Origin of the sequence: Pseudochrobactrum saccharolyticum (genome assembly GCF_008801715.1) — a bacterium.
GTDB lineage: Bacteria > Pseudomonadota > Alphaproteobacteria > Rhizobiales > Rhizobiaceae > Pseudochrobactrum > Pseudochrobactrum saccharolyticum.
Window position 1 is genome coordinate 586,779 of sequence record NZ_VZPG01000001.1, and the last position, 19,086, is coordinate 605,864.

Below are 19,086 nucleotides of genomic sequence, written 5' to 3' on the forward strand. Positions count from 1 at the left end.
AAACCCGAACGGATTTCACACAGCCAATGCGGGTTCAATTTTAGTGCTCACTGCAAACAGACGGCCGCATCGATCCGCACCGGCTATAGTCTTGTTTAATGCTGCGTCCGGACTATGTTATTTCCATGCGTCCCGAAGAGCTGCTGCACCCTGCCCCCGAGGGGCTCTATTGTCCGGCCGGTGATTTCTATATCGATCCGGTGCGACCGGTTGACCGCGCGCTGATTACCCATGGCCATGCCGATCATGCCCGTGCAGGCAGTAATCATGTGCTGGCTACAAGCCAGACGCTGGATATTATGCGCATCCGGTTTGGCGAGCATTATGCGCGCACCAGTCAGATCGCTGATTACGGAAAACCGCTCAATATCAAGGGCGTTACAGTCACCTTTTATCCGGCGGGTCATGTATTGGGCTCCGCACAAATTGCAGTGGAATATCAAGGAACCAGAATTGTCGCCTCCGGCGATTATAAACGTGTTGCGGACAAAACCTGCGCACCGTTTGAACCCGTGGCCTGCGATGTATTCATTACCGAGGCTACTTTCGGCCTGCCGGTTTTCCGGCATCCGCGGCCAAGCGATGAAATTACCAAGCTGCTGCAATCCTTACAGCTTTTGCCCGAGCGCAGCCATATTGTCGGTGCCTATGCGCTTGGCAAGGCACAGCGGGTCATCAGCCTGCTGCGTCAGGCCGGTTATGATGCCCCCATCTATCTGCATGGCGCCTTGGAAAAGCTTTGCCAATATTACCAATCTCAGGGTGTTGCCCTCGGAGAACTCCGTCCTGCCACTTCAGAAACAACACATCAAAAAACAGATTTCGCGGGCAGCCTGATTATTGCCCCGCCCGCTGCAATGGCTGACCGCTGGTCAAGACGGTTTCCTGATCCTGTGAGTTGTTATGCTTCCGGCTGGATGCGCATCCACCAGAGAGCCAAACAATCCGGCATTGAATTGCCACTGATCCTTTCCGACCATTGCGACTGGGATGAGCTGACCGATACAATCACGGAACTCTCCCCTTCGCAGGTCTGGGTGACACACGGGCGCGAAGAAGCTCTGGTACGCTGGTGCACTCTCAACTCCATTGCAGCGAAACCATTGCATCTCGTCGGTTATGAAGATGAGGCTGACATATGAAAGCCTTTGCCGCATTGCTCGACAGGCTGGTGCTCACGCCGCGCCGTAATGAAAAGCTGCTATTGCTGACCGAGTATTTCCGTGCGCAACCTGATCCTGACCGCGGCTATGCACTGGCCGCGCTGGCAGGTACACTTGAGCTGAACAGTGTAAAACCCGCACTGTTGCGTGCACTGACCATGACACGCGTCGACAGTGAGTTATTCGCCTATTCCTATGATTATGTCGGCGATCTCGCGGAAACGATTTCTCTGATCTGGCCTGCTGCCGATAATGTGCAGCCGGTCAATGACTTGTCCCTCGGCACTGTTATCACAACACTCCAGCAAACATCGCGCAATGCCGCGCCGCAACTGGTTGAGACTTTGCTGGATGCGCTTGATGTCTCTGAGCGATATGCTCTTTTGAAGCTCGTCACCGGCGGCTTACGGATCGGTGTTTCCGCAAGGCTGGCAAAGCAGGCACTTGCGGATTTCGGTCAGGTTGAACTCAGCGAAATTGAGGAATTGTGGCACGGGCTGACCCCGCCCTATCTCAGCCTGTTCAGCTGGCTCGACGGCAGCAGCAGCAAACCAGACAATGATAATCCGGCACCGTTCCGTCCCGTCATGCTGGCAACACCGCTGGATGAGGTTGAAACAGAGAAACTCACACCGGAGGATTTTGCTGCAGAATGGAAATGGGATGGTATCCGCGTACAGGCTGTCAGTGAAAACGGGGTCAAAAAGCTCTATTCCCGCAGCGGTGATGACATTACCCATGCTTTTCCCGATATTGTCTCAGCCATCCGTTTTGAAGGCGCCATTGACGGAGAATTGCTGATCCGCCATGCAGACGGCAAAACAGAGCCTGCCTCTTTCAATGCCTTGCAGCAAAGGCTGAACCGTAAAACTGTCACTGCCCGTCAATTGCAGGATTATCCTGCCTTCATCCGTGTCTATGATCTGCTGCATCGCGGCAACCGCCTCACCGGATCGGATTTGCGCAATCTGCCTTTTGCGCAAAGAAGGCAGCATCTTGAAGACTTTATCAAAGAGCTTGATCCGTCTTATTTTGATCTTTCTCCCCTGCTCTCCTTTCGGACATTTGCCGAGCTGCGGCACCTGCGCAACCACCCGCCGCATGCCGTGATTGAAGGGCTGATGCTCAAACGTACGGACAGCGTTTACAGTGCAGGGCGACCAAAAGGCCCGTGGTATAAATGGAAACGCGATCCCTATATTATCGACGCGGTTCTCATTTACGCCCAGCGCGGTCATGGCAAGCGTTCAAGCTATTATTCGGATTTTACATTTGCAGTCTGGTCTGATGCCAGTGAACAGGCACAACTGCTCCCCGTCGGCAAAGCCTATTCCGGCTTTTCCGATGAGGAAATGAAACAGCTCGACCGTTTTGTACGGGAGAATACAATTCAGCGTTTCGGGCCTGTACGGGCTGTCAGGGCAGACCGGCAGCACGGGCTTGTTGTGGAAGTCGCCTTTGAAGGGCTTAACCGCTCCACACGTCATAAATCAGGACTGGCTATGCGCTTTCCGCGCATTTCCAGACTGCGCTGGGACAAACCACCTGCAGAGGCCGATATTATACAAAATCTGATGCAGCTACTGCCGGATAATTGATTATTCTACGGTTTTAACCCGGATTGTATAAATATCGACGCTTTTGCCGGTGCCGTTAATATCACTGGTCAGGACAAGACGACCGGAACTGTTTGCCGACGATACTTCAGGAACCGGAAGATCAAACAGCAAACTGCTTTGCTGGTCTGTCACATCATAGCGCTTGCGTCCGCAATCGCCCAGAGAGCCCAGATCGCAACTGACAGACATTTGCACGGTTCCGCCGTCGTCACTGCGCACCATGACTTCAAATGTCGCCTGCTTGCCTTCAAGCTGATCCAGCACACCCTGACCAATGTCAAAACTGGCCGTATCTGTTGCAGTCGGCGATTTAATACGGACATAACGGGCATTGCCGGAACCGCCGATTTCAGCGGTAGCTTTTCCCTGAACAGAAATACGATCCGGCTGTGCAGGAGTAAAAATCGTCACCCAGTCTTTGCTGTCAGCCTCATTACCCTGCATCGCAGGACCGGCATTGCCGGATTGCGAAAGCGGTGCGTTTCCTACCGGCCCGATGGTGACAAAACTATTATAGAGCGACCAGCCGATCAAACCGGCAGTCACCAAAAATGCCAATGGCAGCGCCAGAGAGAAAATACGGGATTTTTTGCGTTTTTTAGGTTTTGCAGGTTGGCTGAGCCCCTGTTCATAACCCAGATCAGGCTCGGCCTCCGCTTTGCTTTTACGCTTACGGGAGCCCTTACCCTCAGAGCGTACATCACTATGATCAAGATCAGGAACACCCAATCCGCCATCATATTGCGGCGCAGGAGCAAGCATTTCCTCATCAGAAACACGGTTCGCATTCGCGCGCATTTCCTGTTCGATATGGGAAATTGCGGCCTTCAGCCTCTCGCGCCGCTCAGCACGTTGCGGGTCTGAAAGCTGGGCATTCGCGGCCATAGCGCGTTCATGCGCGCTCCAGACGGATTCATAAATCCGCTGGCGCATAGCCGGATCAGACGAATCCGCTTTGGTCAAAGCGTTGCGTATTGCACTTTCGATGCCCTGCAAAATTGTCCCTTCCTACTACCGGCTTGATGCGCTGTTACTCTTATTGATGCACGAATAAGCAGACCAACGCATTAACTTATTTTTAAGTCTTATGAAATCCTAACTATCACGGGGATATAAAAAGATTATATACGATCTTAACATATTGTTCCACAAAGACTATTTGTGCAAAAAACCTCTATTTCCGAAATATGCCGCACCGGCGCATCTTTAGTAAAATTGCCGGCATGGCATAAACATGTTCATTCTGCATATTCCACAGTAAATATTACATATAAGTCAACCGCCAAGCTTTACTGAACTAAAATGATGCGGTTTTTTATATTTTGCCTTTGACATCCTGCAATCCTTATCAGCAATATACCGTTTACGTTTACGTCAATTACGGGACTGCGACATGGCTCTACCGGATATTCTCAAAAACAATCTGCGCTTACCGGCAATCGGTGCGCCGCTTTTCATCATCGCCAATCCTGCACTGGTTATGGCGCAGTGCAAAAGCGGCATCGTCGGTGCATTTCCGGCGCTGAATGCACGCACCGCCACACAGCTGGATGAGTGGCTGGCAGAGATTACCGAAGGACTTCAGCAATATAATCAGGAAAATCCTGACCGGCCCGCAGCCCCTTTTGCCGTCAACCAGATTGTGCACCGCTCCAATCTGCGTCTGCAACAGGATCTGGAATTATGTGTCAAATATAAGGTTCCGGTTGTTATTTCCTCTCTCGGCGCAGTGCCGGAAGTGAATGCTGCAATTCACTCCTATGGCGGGATTGTTCTGCATGATGTTATCAATAACCGCCACGCCAATTCAGCCATCCGCAAAGGCGCGGACGGACTGATTGCTGTCGCCGCCGGTGCCGGTGGCCATGCGGGAACACTGTCCCCTTTCGCGCTGATTGCTGAAATCCGCGAATGGTTTGACGGCCCCGTCGCTCTGTCCGGCGCCATTTCAAGTGGCCGTGCCATTCTCGCAGCACAAGCAATGGGCGCGGATCTTTCTTACATCGGCTCACCTTTTATTGCGACCAAGGAGGCCAATGCTGTTGATGCCTATAAGGACATGATCGTGCAATCCAGCGCGAAAGATATTGTCTATTCCAATTATTTTACCGGCATTCATGGAAATTATTTGCGCCCGTCCATTGAAGCCGCAGGAATGGATCCCGATCACTTACCGGAGGCTGATCCAAGCAAAATGGACTTCCATAAAGCCACCACCGGCGCCAAAGCCTGGAAAGATATCTGGGGTTGCGGTCAGGGGATCAGCGCAGTCAAAGAAGTGCTGCCCGCCGGAGAGTTGGTGGAACGCTGGATTGAGCAATATAAAGAGGCGAAATCCGCGCTTTGCCAGGCTCAATAAAATCGTCAATTCGCTTCAGAAAACAGTACTATAGCTGAGATTTACTCCCTGACAGAATAAACAATCTTGTTCATTTTATCAGGGAGTTTTAAACTTCGAGAATGGCATAACGGAAACCGCTTCTTTTTGCTTTTGCGCCTTGCAATCAGAATGAGATTTCGCTATCACGCGCCCGAACAGACTGCATAAAATTATCGCGTTCTGTGCGGGAGCATCTCCCTGCCGCTTTAGCTCAGTTGGTAGAGCACATCATTCGTAATGATGGGGTCACGTGTTCGAGTCACGTAAGCGGCACCATAAAATCAATAGGTTGCTTTATATTTCAATACTCTAAAATTAATCCAGCAATCAGGGATTATCCGTAATTGTTAGGGAAACTATAAATCGCCTTGTAGCGTGAATTGGTAAGCCCACAGCAAGGTTCCCTTGAAAGGTGGCGCATGGTACGCACCGCCCGCATTGCGGCCATTACAGTGGTTTTTGTCATACCCTGAAAGCCAAGAACCATTAGCACGACGATACAGTGTCGAGACGGTTCTTTAGCCCCCGAAATAGCGTCGTCTGCAGTAAAATAGCGTTGCCTTTTCGTCGTTCTCACGAATATTGATGACCCGCCCGAAGAAGACGCGGTGCGTCGCCTGCTCAATGGCATTGGTGAGCTCGCACTCGAAACTTACCGATGCGTCGGCCAGTACCGGCACACCCGTGAGACCTTTTTCCCATTCGCCAAACACAAACCGATCCGCAACTGGCGTCTTGCCGCCAAAGACATCCGAGATCTCCTCCTGACCCGGCGTCAACGTGTTCACGCAGAAATGGCGCGCGTTGTCAAAAGCCGGAAAACACGAGCTTGTCCGATTGATACAGACGAGAAGCGTTGCCGGAGTGTCGCTGACGCTGCAGACTGCCGAGGCGGTAAAACCGTAGCGCTTGCCGCCAAAAACAGTGGTGACGACGCTTACGGCTGAGCCGAGCCGCGACATGCCATTGCGGAATGCCGCCCTGTCCACGATTTCCAGAGGTTGATCAAATATATCCATTCGGTCCCCGTATCGGGTTGAAGTGTGGGAGCTGGCCGCTAGAGCGTTTTACGTCCGGATTGGATCATAGCGCTCGCTCTAGATTCTTTATTTGGTCGCATTATCACGGGCGTCAAGTTGATCCAACTTGACTGTGAAATGCTTTAACGGCCAATTCCGGAGTGCAGATTTCGTGAAACCGCGTATTTGTTACTGAACGCGAGACATTGCTTGCAGCGCTAGAGCGCTGTGTGCCAGACTTGGCACACAAAACTCGCTCTAACACTTTAAAATTAGAGCATAATTTTACCTTAAACTGCTCCAGGTTTAAGGAGTTATGCTCTAGGCAGTGAGTTCTCTGCGGACGATTTCTGCGCCCGCGCTCAAGGCCTGAAGCTTACCCATAGCGATGGGCCGGGAGAGCGGAGCCATGCCGCAATTGGTGCACGGATAAAGCTTGTCAGCATCAACAAATTGAAGCGCTTTTCGAAGCGTTTGAGCAACTTCCTCAGGCGTCTCAATGGTGTTGGATGCCACATCGATGGCGCCGACCATCACCTTCTTGCCGCGGATAAGCTCAATCAGATCCATCGGGACGTGGGAGTTCTTACATTCCAGCGAGATCATGCCGATGCTGGATTGCTGCAGCTTGGGGAATGATTCCTCGTATTGCCGCCACTCTGAACCAAGCGTACTCTTCCAATCCGTATTGGCTTTAATGCCGTAGCCGTAGCAAATATGCACGGCAGTCTCACATTTGAGACCTTCGATTGCGCGCTCCAGCGTGGCGACGCCCCAGTCATTCACCTCATCAAAGAAGACGTTAAAGGCAGGCTCGTCGAACTGGATGATGTCGACACCAGCAGCCTCCAGCTCTCTGGCTTCCTCGTTAAGGATTTTGGCGAATTCCCAAGCCAGCTTTTCGCGGCTCTTGTAGTGGGCATCATAGAGAGTATCGATCATGGTCATGGGACCCGGCAGGGCCCATTTGATCGGCTGTGTGGTATGCTGACGCAAAAACCTCGCGTCCTCGACGAAAACCGGTTTCTGGCGTGACACAGCCCCGACGACAGTCGGTACGCTCGCATCGTAGCGGTTGCGGATTCGCACGGTCTCGCGCTTCTCGAAATCCACGCCGTCGAGATGTTCGATGAAAGTCGTCACGAAATGCTGACGTGTCTGTTCGCCATCGCTGACGATATCAATACCTGCATGTTGCTGGTCGGCCAGTGACAGCCGCAAGGCATCCCGCTTGCCTTCCAGTAATTCCTCGTTCTGCAGTTTCCATGGCGACCAGAGTTTTTCAGGCTGGGCGAGCCAAGAGGGTTTAGGCAGGCTGCCTGCGGTCGATGTAGGGAGAAGTGTTTTCAAGATAGGTGACCTCTGTTTCGTTTCAGTCAGGCGACGTCGTAAGCGGACCATTGATCGAGAACGGTCCGGTATGGCTTGATGAAATTTTCCTCGGTGAATTTGCCCTGCTCCACAGCCAACCGGCTGCGCTCTTCACGATCGTAGACAATGCGTGTCAGCGAATAATCCCCGTGCTTCAAATTCGGCCGGTAAACCGCGCCTGCAGCAGCGTTGGCATTATAGATTTCAGGCCGATAAATTCTCTGAAACGTCTCCATCGTACTGATGGTGCTGATCAGCTCGAGATTGGAATAATCGCCAAGCAGGTCGCCGATAAAATAGAAAGCCAAAGGCGCAACGCTGCCTGCCGGCATGAAATAGCGAACCTGCATCCCCATTTTTGCGAAATACTGATCTGTCGACGAGGATTCATTCTGCCGGTATTCTGTGCCCATTATGGGATGATGATTGTCAGTGCGATGATAGGTCTTGCTGGTCGAAGCACTGATGCAAATGACGGGCGCTTTGCCGAAGTGGGATGCATATGTCTCTGAGCGCAGGAAAGATTTGAAAAGTTTTCCATGCAGATCGCCGAAATTGGCCGGAATGCTGAATATGGGCTGGTTCTGATTGTGCTCGGGAAGAACAATACTGAAGTCGTAATCACGCACATAGGACGAGAAATTGTTTCCAACGATACCGTCGATGCGCTCATTGGTTTTCTGGTCGACAATGGTTGTCTTGAGGATTTCAATCAGCGGGAATTCATCGCCAGCAATCCCCAACGTGACGGAAATAATGTCCAGCTCGACCGAATAGCGATCGCCTTTGGGGTTATCCCAATGCGCCAAAGCATTGAACCGGTTGTCGATCATCCGCAAGGTGTTGCAGAGGTTCTCACGACGACGATCGCCTCTGGCCAGATTGGCAAAATTGGTGGTGATGCGCGTATTCTCCGAGGGAAGATAATCCTCGTTAAACGGAACGCTCTTGATAGCGAAATTGAAGTTCTGCGACATATTCTGCCCCAATGGAGTTGGGGGGCATGGGTCTGCGGACACATAGCAGTACAGGCCGCGATGCGGCCTCCGCTACGGCACACTGGGACACCCCGCCCGTGGACGTTCTTTCGCCAAGGCAGGTCTCCTGGCTCACGGGTCATCGCTTCCGTCCGTCTTCCCGGGTTAAATCCCAGTGACATGCTGGACGTCAGCTCGCCGCTTACAGTTGCGGGGGCAGCGCCGGCTTTTCCGCATAATACGGAGCACCGGCTTCCCTCTTAGCTCCGGCACGCTGCAGGCAACGACCGGAGAACCTAGGCATCTCTACCTAGCTGCAATCGCAACGAAGTGTCAAGCGCACATAAAGATATTTTTATATCTCCAAGTCTCAAAGTGTGGACACACCTGCGCGAGCGAAGACCATTCAGGTCTGAACCATTGCAAGCTAAAACGACATCAGGAGAAAAGCAGACAGCCCGCACATAAGCAGCACCAGATTGGCAATGCCTTATGATCCGCCGCAGCCGCTATCCACCCGATGCAATGACTCAGGCTGTCTTGCTGTAATACCGATTTCCGCTGCGATTGATTTGGTCGTACAGAATGAGAGGGATAGATTATCCTTAGCCCCGATTATGACGGCATCACAAAACTTGCATAGCCATCGCCAAGCGTCTTGTTAAGGAAACGCGCATATTGATCATAGACATGATCTGCGGTTGTAATTCGTCCAAAAACCGGCGCTTCAAAAACTCTTATCGGGATGAGTGCCAGAGGCACGGATACCGGCGTCAGTTGTGCGCCCTGCCCTGCACGCAATGTCGTGAGAATACCATACATTTCACCTGCGATACTCGGGCGCGAAAGCACCGCCATGCGGTATTGTCCGGACGTATTGGTCACAAGATAGACATGACCTGAGAGATGCGGAACGGAGACACATCCATGCTGCGAAAATGACACGTCGGTACGCTCGCGTTCTTCAAATTTCAGATGTGTGTTTCCGGCATCCCAGACGATGTCCGTGCAATAAGCAAAAATATCGCTGCTATTACCAAAAGAAGGACGAAGCGTGAGGAATGTTCCCTCAAGCCAGGAAACGGCAGCGCGTGAATAGGCACCAAGTTCTTCCGCCGCATGTCCGTTGGCAGCAGCAGGCTTTGGCTTTTCTGTTTCCGCCTGATCGCGCAGTTCAAATCCCATCGCCTGCTCAAGCCGGATGATCGTCGCAAGCGTGAAAGGCCTGTGCCCTGAGAGCGCTTTTTCAAGTGTCGAGAGGCTGATACGTGCTTCATCAGCCAGATGCTGGCGCGAAATCCTGCGACGCGCGATCTCCTCACGCACACGTTCAGCAACGCGGAGATTCAATTGATCGGACAAAACCGCATCGTGCTGAGACATGAGAACTTCCTGAATCCGTATTTTCCTTCACAATTCCACACATAGGCGGAGCCTGCAAGGTGGCTTGCGGCAAAGTACGGACAAAACTTGGCAAAGCTTACGCTGGTGAGGAAACAGCACTCCGGCGCAAATTGTCTCCAGTTATCCGACAGATACAGGAGCTTATAATGTCGCCTGCCATCAGACACTCTCACAACAACGCAAGGGCAATCAGCCTGTCTCAGTTCTGCAAATTCATCTGGTTTGTGAATATGCTATTACTGCCAATCCTGGCCGTTGTTCTTTCGCTTCTCAACGTGGCTTCCGCCCGTGCTGAACAGCCAGCCTATGTAACACCGAATGCAGTGCAAAGCGGCAGCCTGCTGCTGCAAAGCGGTGAAGCCGGCCAATATATCGAAGCACCACGACTTGCCAGTGATTTCAACATTGATGTCAGCGGCCCCACCGCCCGCGCCCGTCTCAGTCAGGTTTTTGAAAATCCGACCAATGGCTGGGTTGAAGGGCTTTATGTCTTTCCTCTGCCTGAAGACAGTGCTGTCTACTCCCTGAAGATGATTGTCGGCGACAGGGTTATTGTTGCCGACATCAAGGAAAAACAAGCCGCGCGCGAAATCTATGAGAAGGCGAAAAGCGAAGGCAAGAAGGCTGCTCTTATCGAACAACAGCGCCCCAACATCTTCACCAATGCGGTTGCCAATCTTGGTCCGAATGAAAAACTTGTCATTCAGATCGAATATCAGCAGGCCGTTCGCCTGAGCGATAATCGCTTTTCTCTGCGTGTGCCGCTTGTTGTTGCACCGCGCTATAATCCTGAAAACAGAGACCCAATTGTTGAAACCGCAGATGTGCAGGGCGGCTGGGGGCAGCAGAAAACAAAACCAGCGCAAAGTTCAGACAATGGCCCCATTGAAACACCCCTGATTATGCCGGATGAAGACCGCATTAATCCGGTGACAATCACTATCAATCTCAAAGCCGGTTTCCCCGCTGCCAATATTAAGAGCCTTTATCATCCTGTTAAGATCAACCAGCATGGCGAACTGGCCTCAACAATTACTCTGGATGGCAAGGCCACGGCTGATCGTGATTTCGTTCTCGAATGGCAGGCTGCTGAATCCGAAATGCCCACCGTCGGCCTGTTTCGTGAACATGTTGGCAATGACAATTATCTGCTGGCCTACATAACCCCGCCGCGCATCAAAAGCCCTGTGAATGAAACACGGGAAATCATCTTTGTTATCGACAATTCCGGTTCGATGGGTGGTACTTCGATCAAGCAAGCCAAAGCCAGTCTCGATTATGCCCTCTCCCGCTTAAAACCCACCGACCGTTTCAACGTCATTCGTTTTGATGACACGCTGACCAAGTTTTTCGATGACTCTGTTCCTGCCACAGCGCTCAATATTACCAATGCACGCGACTATGTCTCTGCGCTTGAAGCGGTAGGCGGCACAGAAATGCTGCCTGCTTTGCACGCGGCACTTGATGACAGCCACCAAAAGAATGGCTTGCGCCAGATCGTGTTTCTGACCGATGGCGAGATCAGCAATGAACGACAAATGCTTGATGTCATTGCATCCCGCCGCGACCGCTCCCGTCTCTTCATGGTTGGTATCGGCTCGGCGCCCAACACCTATCTGATGAACAAGGCATCTGAACTTGGCCGTGGCACCTTCACACATATCGGCGCGGTGGAAGAAGTTGACCAGCGCATGCGTGAACTGTTCGATAAACTCGAAAGTCCGGTTGTTACCAATGTAAAAACCAGTTTCTCACAGGAGGGTATCAGCCTGACGCCGGGTCTGCTTCCTGATCTTTATCAGGGTGAACCATTGGTGCTCGCTGCACGTACCAAACAGGTCAGCGGTACGATGACGGTTGAAGGCACAGTCGGAAGCCGTCCATGGACAGTGACCCTGCCGCTTGATGCAGCCAGTCCGGCGGAAGGTATTTCCAAGATCTGGGCGCGTCGCAAGATCGACGATGCTGAAGTGGACATGAAGCTCGGCAAGATCACCGAGCTGGCAGCCGATACGCGTATCCTCAGCCTCGCATTAGAGCATCATCTGGTAACACGTCTCACAAGTCTTGTTGCCGTCGATCAGACACCGAGCCGCCCAGCCAATACCCCGCTCACCCGCGCCGACATTCCTTTGCAGCTTCCTGCTGGTTGGGACTTTGAGACACTGTTCGGTATTCGTGCAGACCGCAGCGTGCTTGATCATGCCGATGCAGGCAAAGAGCAGATATTGGCTCGAGGCAAGAACCGTACTGCCGCACCGAATATTCCGGCACCCGTCATGTCACTGCCGCAAACCGCAACTCCGGCAATGCTGAATATGCTTCAGGGATTAGGCATTATGTTTATCGGGTTTCTCATCTTCTGGTTGGCACGTCGCAAGGAGAATGCATGATGGGTATTCTTGTTGCAGAAGATACAAAGGCAAAGGGGCGCACTTTCGTGCGCTCCCCACTCATCTTTCTGTCGATTGCGGTGATGGCCTGCGGCCTTATTCTTCTCAGTCAGGGGCTGTGGATTCATGCAAAAGCCTATGCAGCTCAGTTCCTTCTTGAGCGTGCTTTCACCCAGAGTATTGCAACAGGTGAAAAGGTTAAACCTTGGGCATGGGCGGACACGTGGCCGGTAGCACGTATCGAAGCGCCGCGTCTGGCTGCATCAGCAATCGCTCTCAATGGTGCAAGCGGACAAGCTCTGGCTTTTGGGCCCGGTCATCTCCAGAACACACCCAAAGCCGGTGAGACAGGAACTGCCGTTTATGCCGCCCACCGCGACACGCATTTTGCTTTTCTCAAAGATATTAAGAAAGGCGATCTTATTCGCATTACCCGCACTGACGGTAAAACTTATACCTATCGTGCCACGCAAATGAGTGTTGCGCGTTGGGATGAAGCGCAGATCGATATCCATGCAGCGGGTTCTCAGTTGGTTCTTGCAACCTGCTATCCCTTTGATGCGGTTACCCAAGGGCCGTTTCGTTATCTCGTTTATGCCACTTCAATCCAGTGATTTGAAATTGCTGCAGACAAGCAATTTTCATGGGGATTACGCACAAGCTTAACATTTATGTTTTTTGAATGAACGATGGGATCTGTTCACAGCACAACAATGTTCCGTCATTTCAACAAGTTGTAATTATCCTGAGACTTTGGCACGCTAAAGCATCAACCATCTGATCGGATATTGTCGGCGCCGGTCAGGCAAAAATCGACTGGGATGTCGCCGGGTACAGAAATGGGAAACCTCTCCCGCTTTCTCCGGCAATTTAGCTCTTGGAGCATAATAAACCTAATCTGCACTTCCTTCTCACCCCCCATATTTCTGTCGATCACAACCGCTTGTTTCAAGTTCAAGAGCTGGTTTTAAAGAGGTAATGTTACCGTAACAGTCGAATTCTAAACATCACTCCAATTCGATGCTTCACCTAAAAGCAGGTGACATAAAGATGGAGATGTTCTTTGAAAAGAAAATTATCAAGAAAATTCTATGAAAAACCATTCGAAATTTTCGTAATATTCATCGGAATTTGCCTTGCAAATATTGTAAACAATCACAAGATTTCCACGCCATCATACGAAATCACAGACAAATCCATTTCAACAAATGGATTAAGTCTATGATTTACAAAAAGATCAGATCCGCAATAAATTTTATGCTTTTAACGATCATACCCGTATCTTTACTATGGGGGCCAATCGCCATAGCTATAATATCGAGAATAGATTCACTTTGATATTAATCGCTTAACCTGCGGGGAAGGTCAAACTCACGACCAATCCCCCGCCAGTCGCATCGGATAATGCAACAGATCCATTATGGGCGCTCATAATCTGGGATACAATTGCAAGTCCCATCCCCGCCCCTTCAACCGCAGTACCCGCCCCTCTCACAAAAGGCTTCAGCATACTGCTCCGCTCTGCATCGGGAATACCCGGCCCCCTGTCAGTAACACGCAATATGCAAGGATGAAGCACTTCGATCACCAGCATTTCTGTTCCTTGCGCATGGCACAGCGCATTCATGATTAAATTATCCAGCGCCACCCGAAGCGCCGCCTCTGAGCCCGAAATGATTATCCGTTCTTCAGGTGCTTTGAACTCAATCTCCACGCCCTGCCTGAGAGCAGCCGGAACATGCTCAGCAACAATTTGACGGGCTGCATGCGCGAGATCAACCGGAGCAAATGCCAATGACTGGCCGGATAATCGCGCCAGTTGCAAAGAAGTCGTCACGATTGAAGCCAGACGCGCCGTATCGCGTATCAGAACATCACGTATTGCCGGCTCTTCTATCTTTTCAAGTTTTATTCTCAGCTTGGTCAACGGCGTTCGCAACTCATGCGATGCACTGGCAAGAAAAAAACGCTGCGCTTCAAACGCATCATCAATACGCGACAGAGCCGTATTAAATGCAGCAACCATCGGCTTTAATTCCGAGGGAGTATCACGATCTGAAATACTGCGGCCATTGGGCAGACCGTCAATCTTTTCCGCAGAGTTTACAACCCTTCTTACAGGCGATGCAATGACACGCTTAACCGCTATCGCCGCAATCGTCGCCGTAGCGACCAGCACAACCCCAAGCAAATGATACAAGCCCTGAGAGCCTATCCCCCATAATGCAACGAAAATTGTTTGCACTCCGGTAAATGAAACACCGCCCAGCACAACAAATGCCTGAGGATTGGCGTCATCAACAAGGCGCAGGCCTTGATAGGTTACTTCACCCGTTGTGTAATGAAACTGAAATGAAGATATTTGATCAGAAACTGTATTAAGTGCTTTTTGAACAGACGGGGGTACAACCCCATGGGTTATCGTCTGAGTTCCGTCACTCAGCAAATACCAAAAATCCGGTTGCTGCTCTGCAGAACCAATAATATCGGCAGATATGCCGCCAATATTAAGTTTTAACTGACCTGAGGGCGTATAGGACTTACTGGACTGCAGTAGTTTTCCCAGAATATCCAGCGGTACAGTTTGCCGCCCCTCCGTATCCGAAGACAACAATAAAAACGTGAGTGTTAATATTGTACTGATTGTCATCATCAGCGCCATGCCGATAACAAGCATAACGACAACCGGAAAAGCGATGGAGCGCATAAATTTCATTCCTGCACCATCATGTAACCTATACCGCGTATAGTGCGTATTGTTACATTACACTTGGCCTCCCGCAGACGCCGCCGCAGTCTCGACACATGGGAATCTATGACATTAGAGCCCAGTTCATCATCAAGGCCATAAACGGATGCTTCCAGATTATCACGCTGGACAACACGCCCCGCCCGTCTGATGAGCGCCTCTAAAATAGCAAGCTCACGTCTTGGCGTATTCATAATACTCCCCTCAACCATAGCGGAACGGTTGATAAGATCGAATGATAAATTGCCGAACTGCGTGCATCCGGTCTCATCCAGATTATATCTGCGAAGCACAGCCCGCGCTCTTGCAATAAGCTCCATTGGTTCAAATGGTTTACTGATATATTCATCCGCGCCTTTATCCAGAGCCGCAACAATATCAGCCGGATCATCTAATGCTGTTAATATCAGGGTAGCTGGTCGCGGCCGAAGCTGCCGTAAAGTGGGCAGCAGAGACAGACCGTCACCATCCAGAAGATGACGGTCGATAATTGCCAGATCAAATTTGAAAGCAAGCAAAGCAGATTCTGCATCTGCAACGGTGTCAAATGTGTCCGCAACACCAATGGATGCCTCCATCATAGCCTTCAGCGAGGCCGCCAATTCACGATCATCTTCTACTATCAGAATATGCATGAGCCGCCATTGATATGATCAGAGTCAAATTGATTGCACATTGCGAACACCAAAGTTTTTAGCATGTTTTCAGAGCCGCTTAGCTTACCACATTAAAAAACGTGTCAGTAAAAACGGACAACCGGAACTAGAGAAGATCCCCGCGGGAAACACCATATGCCGGAGGCGGATATGCCCTTCTCAAATGGTCTTTGTCGGACATATCCAAGCGCTGCACACATTGCGCATAGGCATCTGTTCCGGGAAGAAATCCGTATTCGTTACAACGGCCTCTATAGTCTGTCGTCTCGCAGCCCATCAGCGCCATCAGGAGACCTATCGCAAAATAATTACGCATAATATCCTCAATAAGTTTATATATGTCAGCATATGACCAATCCGGCCTGAACATTACGGCAACGTTACGTGGCAGGTGCCAAGCTATAAATAGTCATGCCGGTCAGGGAGTTGTTTGCGCAGACAGGCTGCTTTGTTTTGGCGCAGAGAGGGATTTAGAGCCTTTATCCGTCCATGACGGAGGCGCTCCCAATGAAGCGCCGATCGCCCCCAAAACACCCGGCTGACGACCGAAATTTTCGCAAAGAACCGATCCCGGCCTTCCGCCCAGTTTTGTGCGAATTTCATATCCGGACGGCAAACCAAGGTCAAAATTACCCGGCTCTTTACCCTCGATAATCAGTCTGGAAAATTCGGAACCAAAAGCCGCAGCCAAATCATAGGCATCCCCCACCTGCGACACACGCGCCTCACTGGTGAATGAGTTTGCCCCCTTCGACCAGACGATTGCCGCAACCTGAGCCCCTTGCGGATCCGTAGCCTCCGCCTCAACAGCCAGTCCGCCCAGCCCGAACGGCAATCGCGGAACCCCTACAGGTAAGACAATGGCTGTACCGATAGAAATCGCCTTTGCAGCGCCCGCAATACCAGACTTTGTAGGCACAACATCGGTAATAACGGTACGGATTGTGAGATCAGCCGGCTCACCGGTAGGAACAATTTTATATTTTTCACTCAGAGTGTAGCAAACAGCGCGATCAATCGCATTTACCAGCAGGGTTCTGTCCTGTACTTTATCAACGCGCCGTTCAGCAGAATTTATAAAGGACGTCGGAAATATACTTACGGTTCTTACTTTTTTTAACACGCCAAAATTCAAGTAAAGTTTTTTCTTGGCAAACTTTCCTTTCGGCTCACTTAAATTACTATAGGAAGTAAGAGTACCCCCCTCTTTTAAGGGAACACTCGCACAACCACTTAACAGGACGATAATCGGAAAATATTTTATCAAGTTTGATGTATTTTTTTGTAACGCCCAAGCTATTGTTTTTTCGAAATTTATTTTGTTGCTCCGCACGACCGGTAACCCCGCTTTTAAACAGCAATTCGGGGAGCAACCTGACTTTTGTACCTTGCGGCAACATTACGCAAATTATAACAATGAATTTTCTTTGAGTGATTTCATTACAAATATCGTAATATTACGGTAATGTTCCGATGTTCTTTTTCAAGAAAATTGAACAGGTGCACAATGTACATAACTCTTATGTTAATCATTCTTACAGTATATTTAATAATTCTGACCGGAATATTGTTAATAGCGATTTGAAAATTCCCGAACAATAAACAGTTTATCCTCAATTTGCTTACAGATTTACGCAATGCGCTCAATCATATTGCTCTATCGCTCCAGTTGCCGCCGCTTCTCAACCAAAAAATCAACGAAAACGCGCAGTTTTGCAGGCATCTGATCCCGTGAGGGAACATAGAGGTTGAAACCATCAAAGGGCGGACACCAATCTTCCATCACGCGCACCAGAGCGCCGGATGCAAGATGCTGGCTGACTGCAAAGTCCAGATGCATCACCAGACCTATTCCCTGAAGCGCAGCATTCAGCATGACATCATCATTATTCGTGGCGAATGTTCCGGCAGGCTGGAACAGCCTTTCCTCCCCTGTAAGCGGATCGGTCAGTTCCCAGCGGAATACAGCTCCGCTACCCGACAGACGAAAACCGAGGCAATTGTGCTGTGTCAGATCCCTGAACACTCTCGGCGGAGGATTAGTTGCAAAATAAGCAGGTGAACCAACCACGGCAAGAGAAACCGGCGGAGTGACCGGCACTGCAACCATCGTATCTATCACACTTTCACGCAGGCGAATACCCGCATCACAACCTTCCCGAATAATGTCACCTAACCCGTCATCGACAAATAACTCAACGCGAACCTCAGGATACCGGCGGGCGAACTCTCCGAGATACGGCTCAATAAAATGATGCGTGGCAACCCGCGGCGCATTCAGTCGGATTTCACCGCTTGGCTTTTCGCGTGCCTCACCGACAGCGACGACCGCATGTGATATCATTGCAAGACCCGGTTCGATCTGGGAAAGTAATTTCCGGCCGTCATCTGTCAGCGATACCGAGCGTGTCGACCGGTTAAGCAGACGAACGCCGAGCTGCTGCTCTAACATTCTGATCGTTTGCGACAAAGCCGATGGCGAAATACCGATACGACCAGCCGCACGAGTATAGTTCCCTTCGCGGGCAACCTCCGCAAAGGCAGCAAGAGCAGGCAGAAGATTACGATCCATTATACGCTCATTATGAATTACAGCTTCAAACTGATTGAAGGATGCTCCCATTTTTCCGTTAGGTCGAGTGGATTATGTTAAATTCATGAAATGAATATACGGAGCAAAATAATGAAGAAAATTGCAATCCTTGGCGCAAGCGGTCAGATCGCACAGCATGTGGTTGATATGTTGGCAGAACGCGGCGACACAGAGATGACGCTGTTTCTTCGCGATGTGAGGAAGCTTAGTCGGGATATTCCTGACAATGCCCGTGTGATTGAGGGCGATGTTCACGACACTGCCAAGCTGAGAGATGCCGTGAGCGGTCAGGATGTCGTTTATGCGAACCTTGCCGGAGATGTCGATGCGCAAGCTGCAGCCATTATCACCGTCATGAAAGATGCCGGTTCGCGGAAGCTGATTTTCTGCACAACGCTTGGCATTTATGACGAAGTACCCGGCCAATTCGGTTCGTGGAACAACCGGGAAATCGGTGAATATTTACCGCCATATCGCAAGGCTGCCGATCTCGTGGAGGCATCAGGTCTGGATTATGTTGTCCTGCGCCCTGCCTGGCTGACCGATGCAGACGAAGTTACGTATGAAACAACTGAGCGCCACGAGCCTTTTAAAGGCACGGAGATCTCACGCAAAAGCGTGGCTGCCTTGGTCGTGAATCTAGCCGAAACGACCGGTGCACTTGGCAACCGCAATATCGGCATTAACAAACCAAACACCGGTGGTGACAAACCTGCCTTCATGTAAACCGGCCAGTGAGAATGTCACTCGCCTCCGGAATTA

15 protein-coding genes, 1 tRNA gene and 1 riboswitch are annotated in these 19,086 nt (G+C 50.7%); of the genes, 7 read left to right on the forward strand and 9 right to left on the reverse strand.

What is annotated here, in order from left to right; all coding sequences use genetic code 11:
* The first annotated feature begins 125 nt into the window (after positions 1-125).
* Both F7P81_RS02720 and F7P81_RS02725 read left to right on the forward strand, forming a co-directional pair.
* Positions 126-1,142, forward strand: a complete 1,017-nt coding sequence (locus tag F7P81_RS02720; protein WP_151158477.1) for a ligase-associated DNA damage response exonuclease — start codon at positions 126-128, stop codon at positions 1,140-1,142.
* Positions 1,139-2,761: a cisplatin damage response ATP-dependent DNA ligase gene (locus F7P81_RS02725; RefSeq protein ID WP_151158478.1), complete on the forward strand. Its 1,623-nt coding sequence runs from the start codon at positions 1,139-1,141 to the stop codon at positions 2,759-2,761. The genes F7P81_RS02720 and F7P81_RS02725 overlap by 4 nt, the downstream gene beginning before the upstream one ends.
* On the opposite strand, the gene F7P81_RS02730 is transcribed toward F7P81_RS02725, so the two are convergent.
* On the reverse strand, positions 2,762-3,778 hold the full coding sequence (locus F7P81_RS02730) for a hypothetical protein (RefSeq protein ID WP_151158479.1): 1,017 nt from the start codon (positions 3,776-3,778) through the stop codon (positions 2,762-2,764).
* A 397-nt stretch (positions 3,779-4,175) separates the two neighbouring features.
* Here F7P81_RS02730 and F7P81_RS02735 point away from each other — a divergent pair, with 397 nt between their 5' ends.
* Positions 4,176-5,141, forward strand: a complete 966-nt coding sequence (locus F7P81_RS02735; RefSeq protein WP_151158480.1) for an NAD(P)H-dependent flavin oxidoreductase — start codon at positions 4,176-4,178, stop codon at positions 5,139-5,141.
* Between the two features lie 221 nt (positions 5,142-5,362).
* Positions 5,363-5,438: transfer RNA gene (locus F7P81_RS02740), tRNA-Thr, on the forward strand.
* Positions 5,439-5,680: 242 nt separating this feature from the next.
* Here F7P81_RS02740 and F7P81_RS02745 read toward each other — a convergent pair.
* The 4 genes from F7P81_RS02745 to F7P81_RS02760 form a co-directional block, all read right to left on the reverse strand.
* Positions 5,681-6,181 (reverse strand): flavin reductase, encoded by a 501-nt coding sequence (locus F7P81_RS02745; protein WP_022711055.1) that lies wholly within the window; start codon positions 6,179-6,181, stop codon positions 5,681-5,683.
* Positions 6,182-6,502: 321 nt separating this feature from the next.
* Positions 6,503-7,531: a methionine synthase gene (locus F7P81_RS02750; RefSeq protein WP_151158481.1), complete on the reverse strand. Its 1,029-nt coding sequence runs from the start codon at positions 7,529-7,531 to the stop codon at positions 6,503-6,505.
* Positions 7,532-7,557: 26 nt separating this feature from the next.
* Positions 7,558-8,529 (reverse strand): DUF1852 domain-containing protein, encoded by a 972-nt coding sequence (locus F7P81_RS02755; RefSeq protein ID WP_075654335.1) that lies wholly within the window; start codon positions 8,527-8,529, stop codon positions 7,558-7,560.
* A gap of 100 nt (positions 8,530-8,629) precedes the next feature.
* Positions 8,630-8,844, reverse strand: a riboswitch (cobalamin riboswitch).
* Between the two features lie 300 nt (positions 8,845-9,144).
* On the reverse strand, positions 9,145-9,912 hold the full coding sequence (locus F7P81_RS02760; RefSeq protein ID WP_151158482.1) for a helix-turn-helix domain-containing protein: 768 nt from the start codon (positions 9,910-9,912) through the stop codon (positions 9,145-9,147).
* Between the two features lie 167 nt (positions 9,913-10,079).
* Between F7P81_RS02760 and F7P81_RS02765 the strand changes: the two genes are divergently transcribed.
* On the forward strand, positions 10,080-12,326 hold the full coding sequence (locus tag F7P81_RS02765; protein ID WP_151158483.1) for a marine proteobacterial sortase target protein: 2,247 nt from the start codon (positions 10,080-10,082) through the stop codon (positions 12,324-12,326).
* Positions 12,326-12,940 carry a class GN sortase gene (locus F7P81_RS02770; RefSeq protein ID WP_151158951.1) on the forward strand — a complete coding sequence of 205 codons (615 nt, stop codon included), beginning with the start codon at positions 12,326-12,328 and terminating at the stop codon, positions 12,938-12,940. The genes F7P81_RS02765 and F7P81_RS02770 overlap by 1 nt, the downstream gene beginning before the upstream one ends.
* Before the next feature lie 734 nt (positions 12,941-13,674).
* On the opposite strand, the gene F7P81_RS02775 is transcribed toward F7P81_RS02770, so the two are convergent.
* The 4 genes from F7P81_RS02775 to F7P81_RS02790 form a co-directional block, all read right to left on the reverse strand.
* The gene (locus F7P81_RS02775) at positions 13,675-15,042 is read right to left on the reverse strand and encodes a sensor histidine kinase (RefSeq protein WP_151158484.1); all 1,368 of its coding nucleotides are present in this window, start codon (positions 15,040-15,042) and stop codon (positions 13,675-13,677) included.
* Positions 15,039-15,710 (reverse strand): response regulator transcription factor, encoded by a 672-nt coding sequence (locus tag F7P81_RS02780; protein ID WP_022711047.1) that lies wholly within the window; start codon positions 15,708-15,710, stop codon positions 15,039-15,041. Before F7P81_RS02780 ends, F7P81_RS02775 begins: the two co-directional genes overlap by 4 nt.
* A gap of 439 nt (positions 15,711-16,149) precedes the next feature.
* Positions 16,150-17,064 (reverse strand): DUF3313 domain-containing protein, encoded by a 915-nt coding sequence (locus tag F7P81_RS02785; protein ID WP_246176020.1) that lies wholly within the window; start codon positions 17,062-17,064, stop codon positions 16,150-16,152.
* 324 nt (positions 17,065-17,388) lie between these two features.
* Entirely contained in the window at positions 17,389-18,303 is a 915-nt protein-coding gene (locus F7P81_RS02790; protein ID WP_151158485.1) for a LysR family transcriptional regulator, read from the reverse strand.
* Positions 18,304-18,414: 111 nt separating this feature from the next.
* Between F7P81_RS02790 and F7P81_RS02795 the strand changes: the two genes are divergently transcribed.
* Positions 18,415-19,050 (forward strand): NAD(P)H-binding protein, encoded by a 636-nt coding sequence (locus F7P81_RS02795; protein WP_151158486.1) that lies wholly within the window; start codon positions 18,415-18,417, stop codon positions 19,048-19,050.
* Positions 19,051-19,086: the final 36 nt, after the last annotated feature.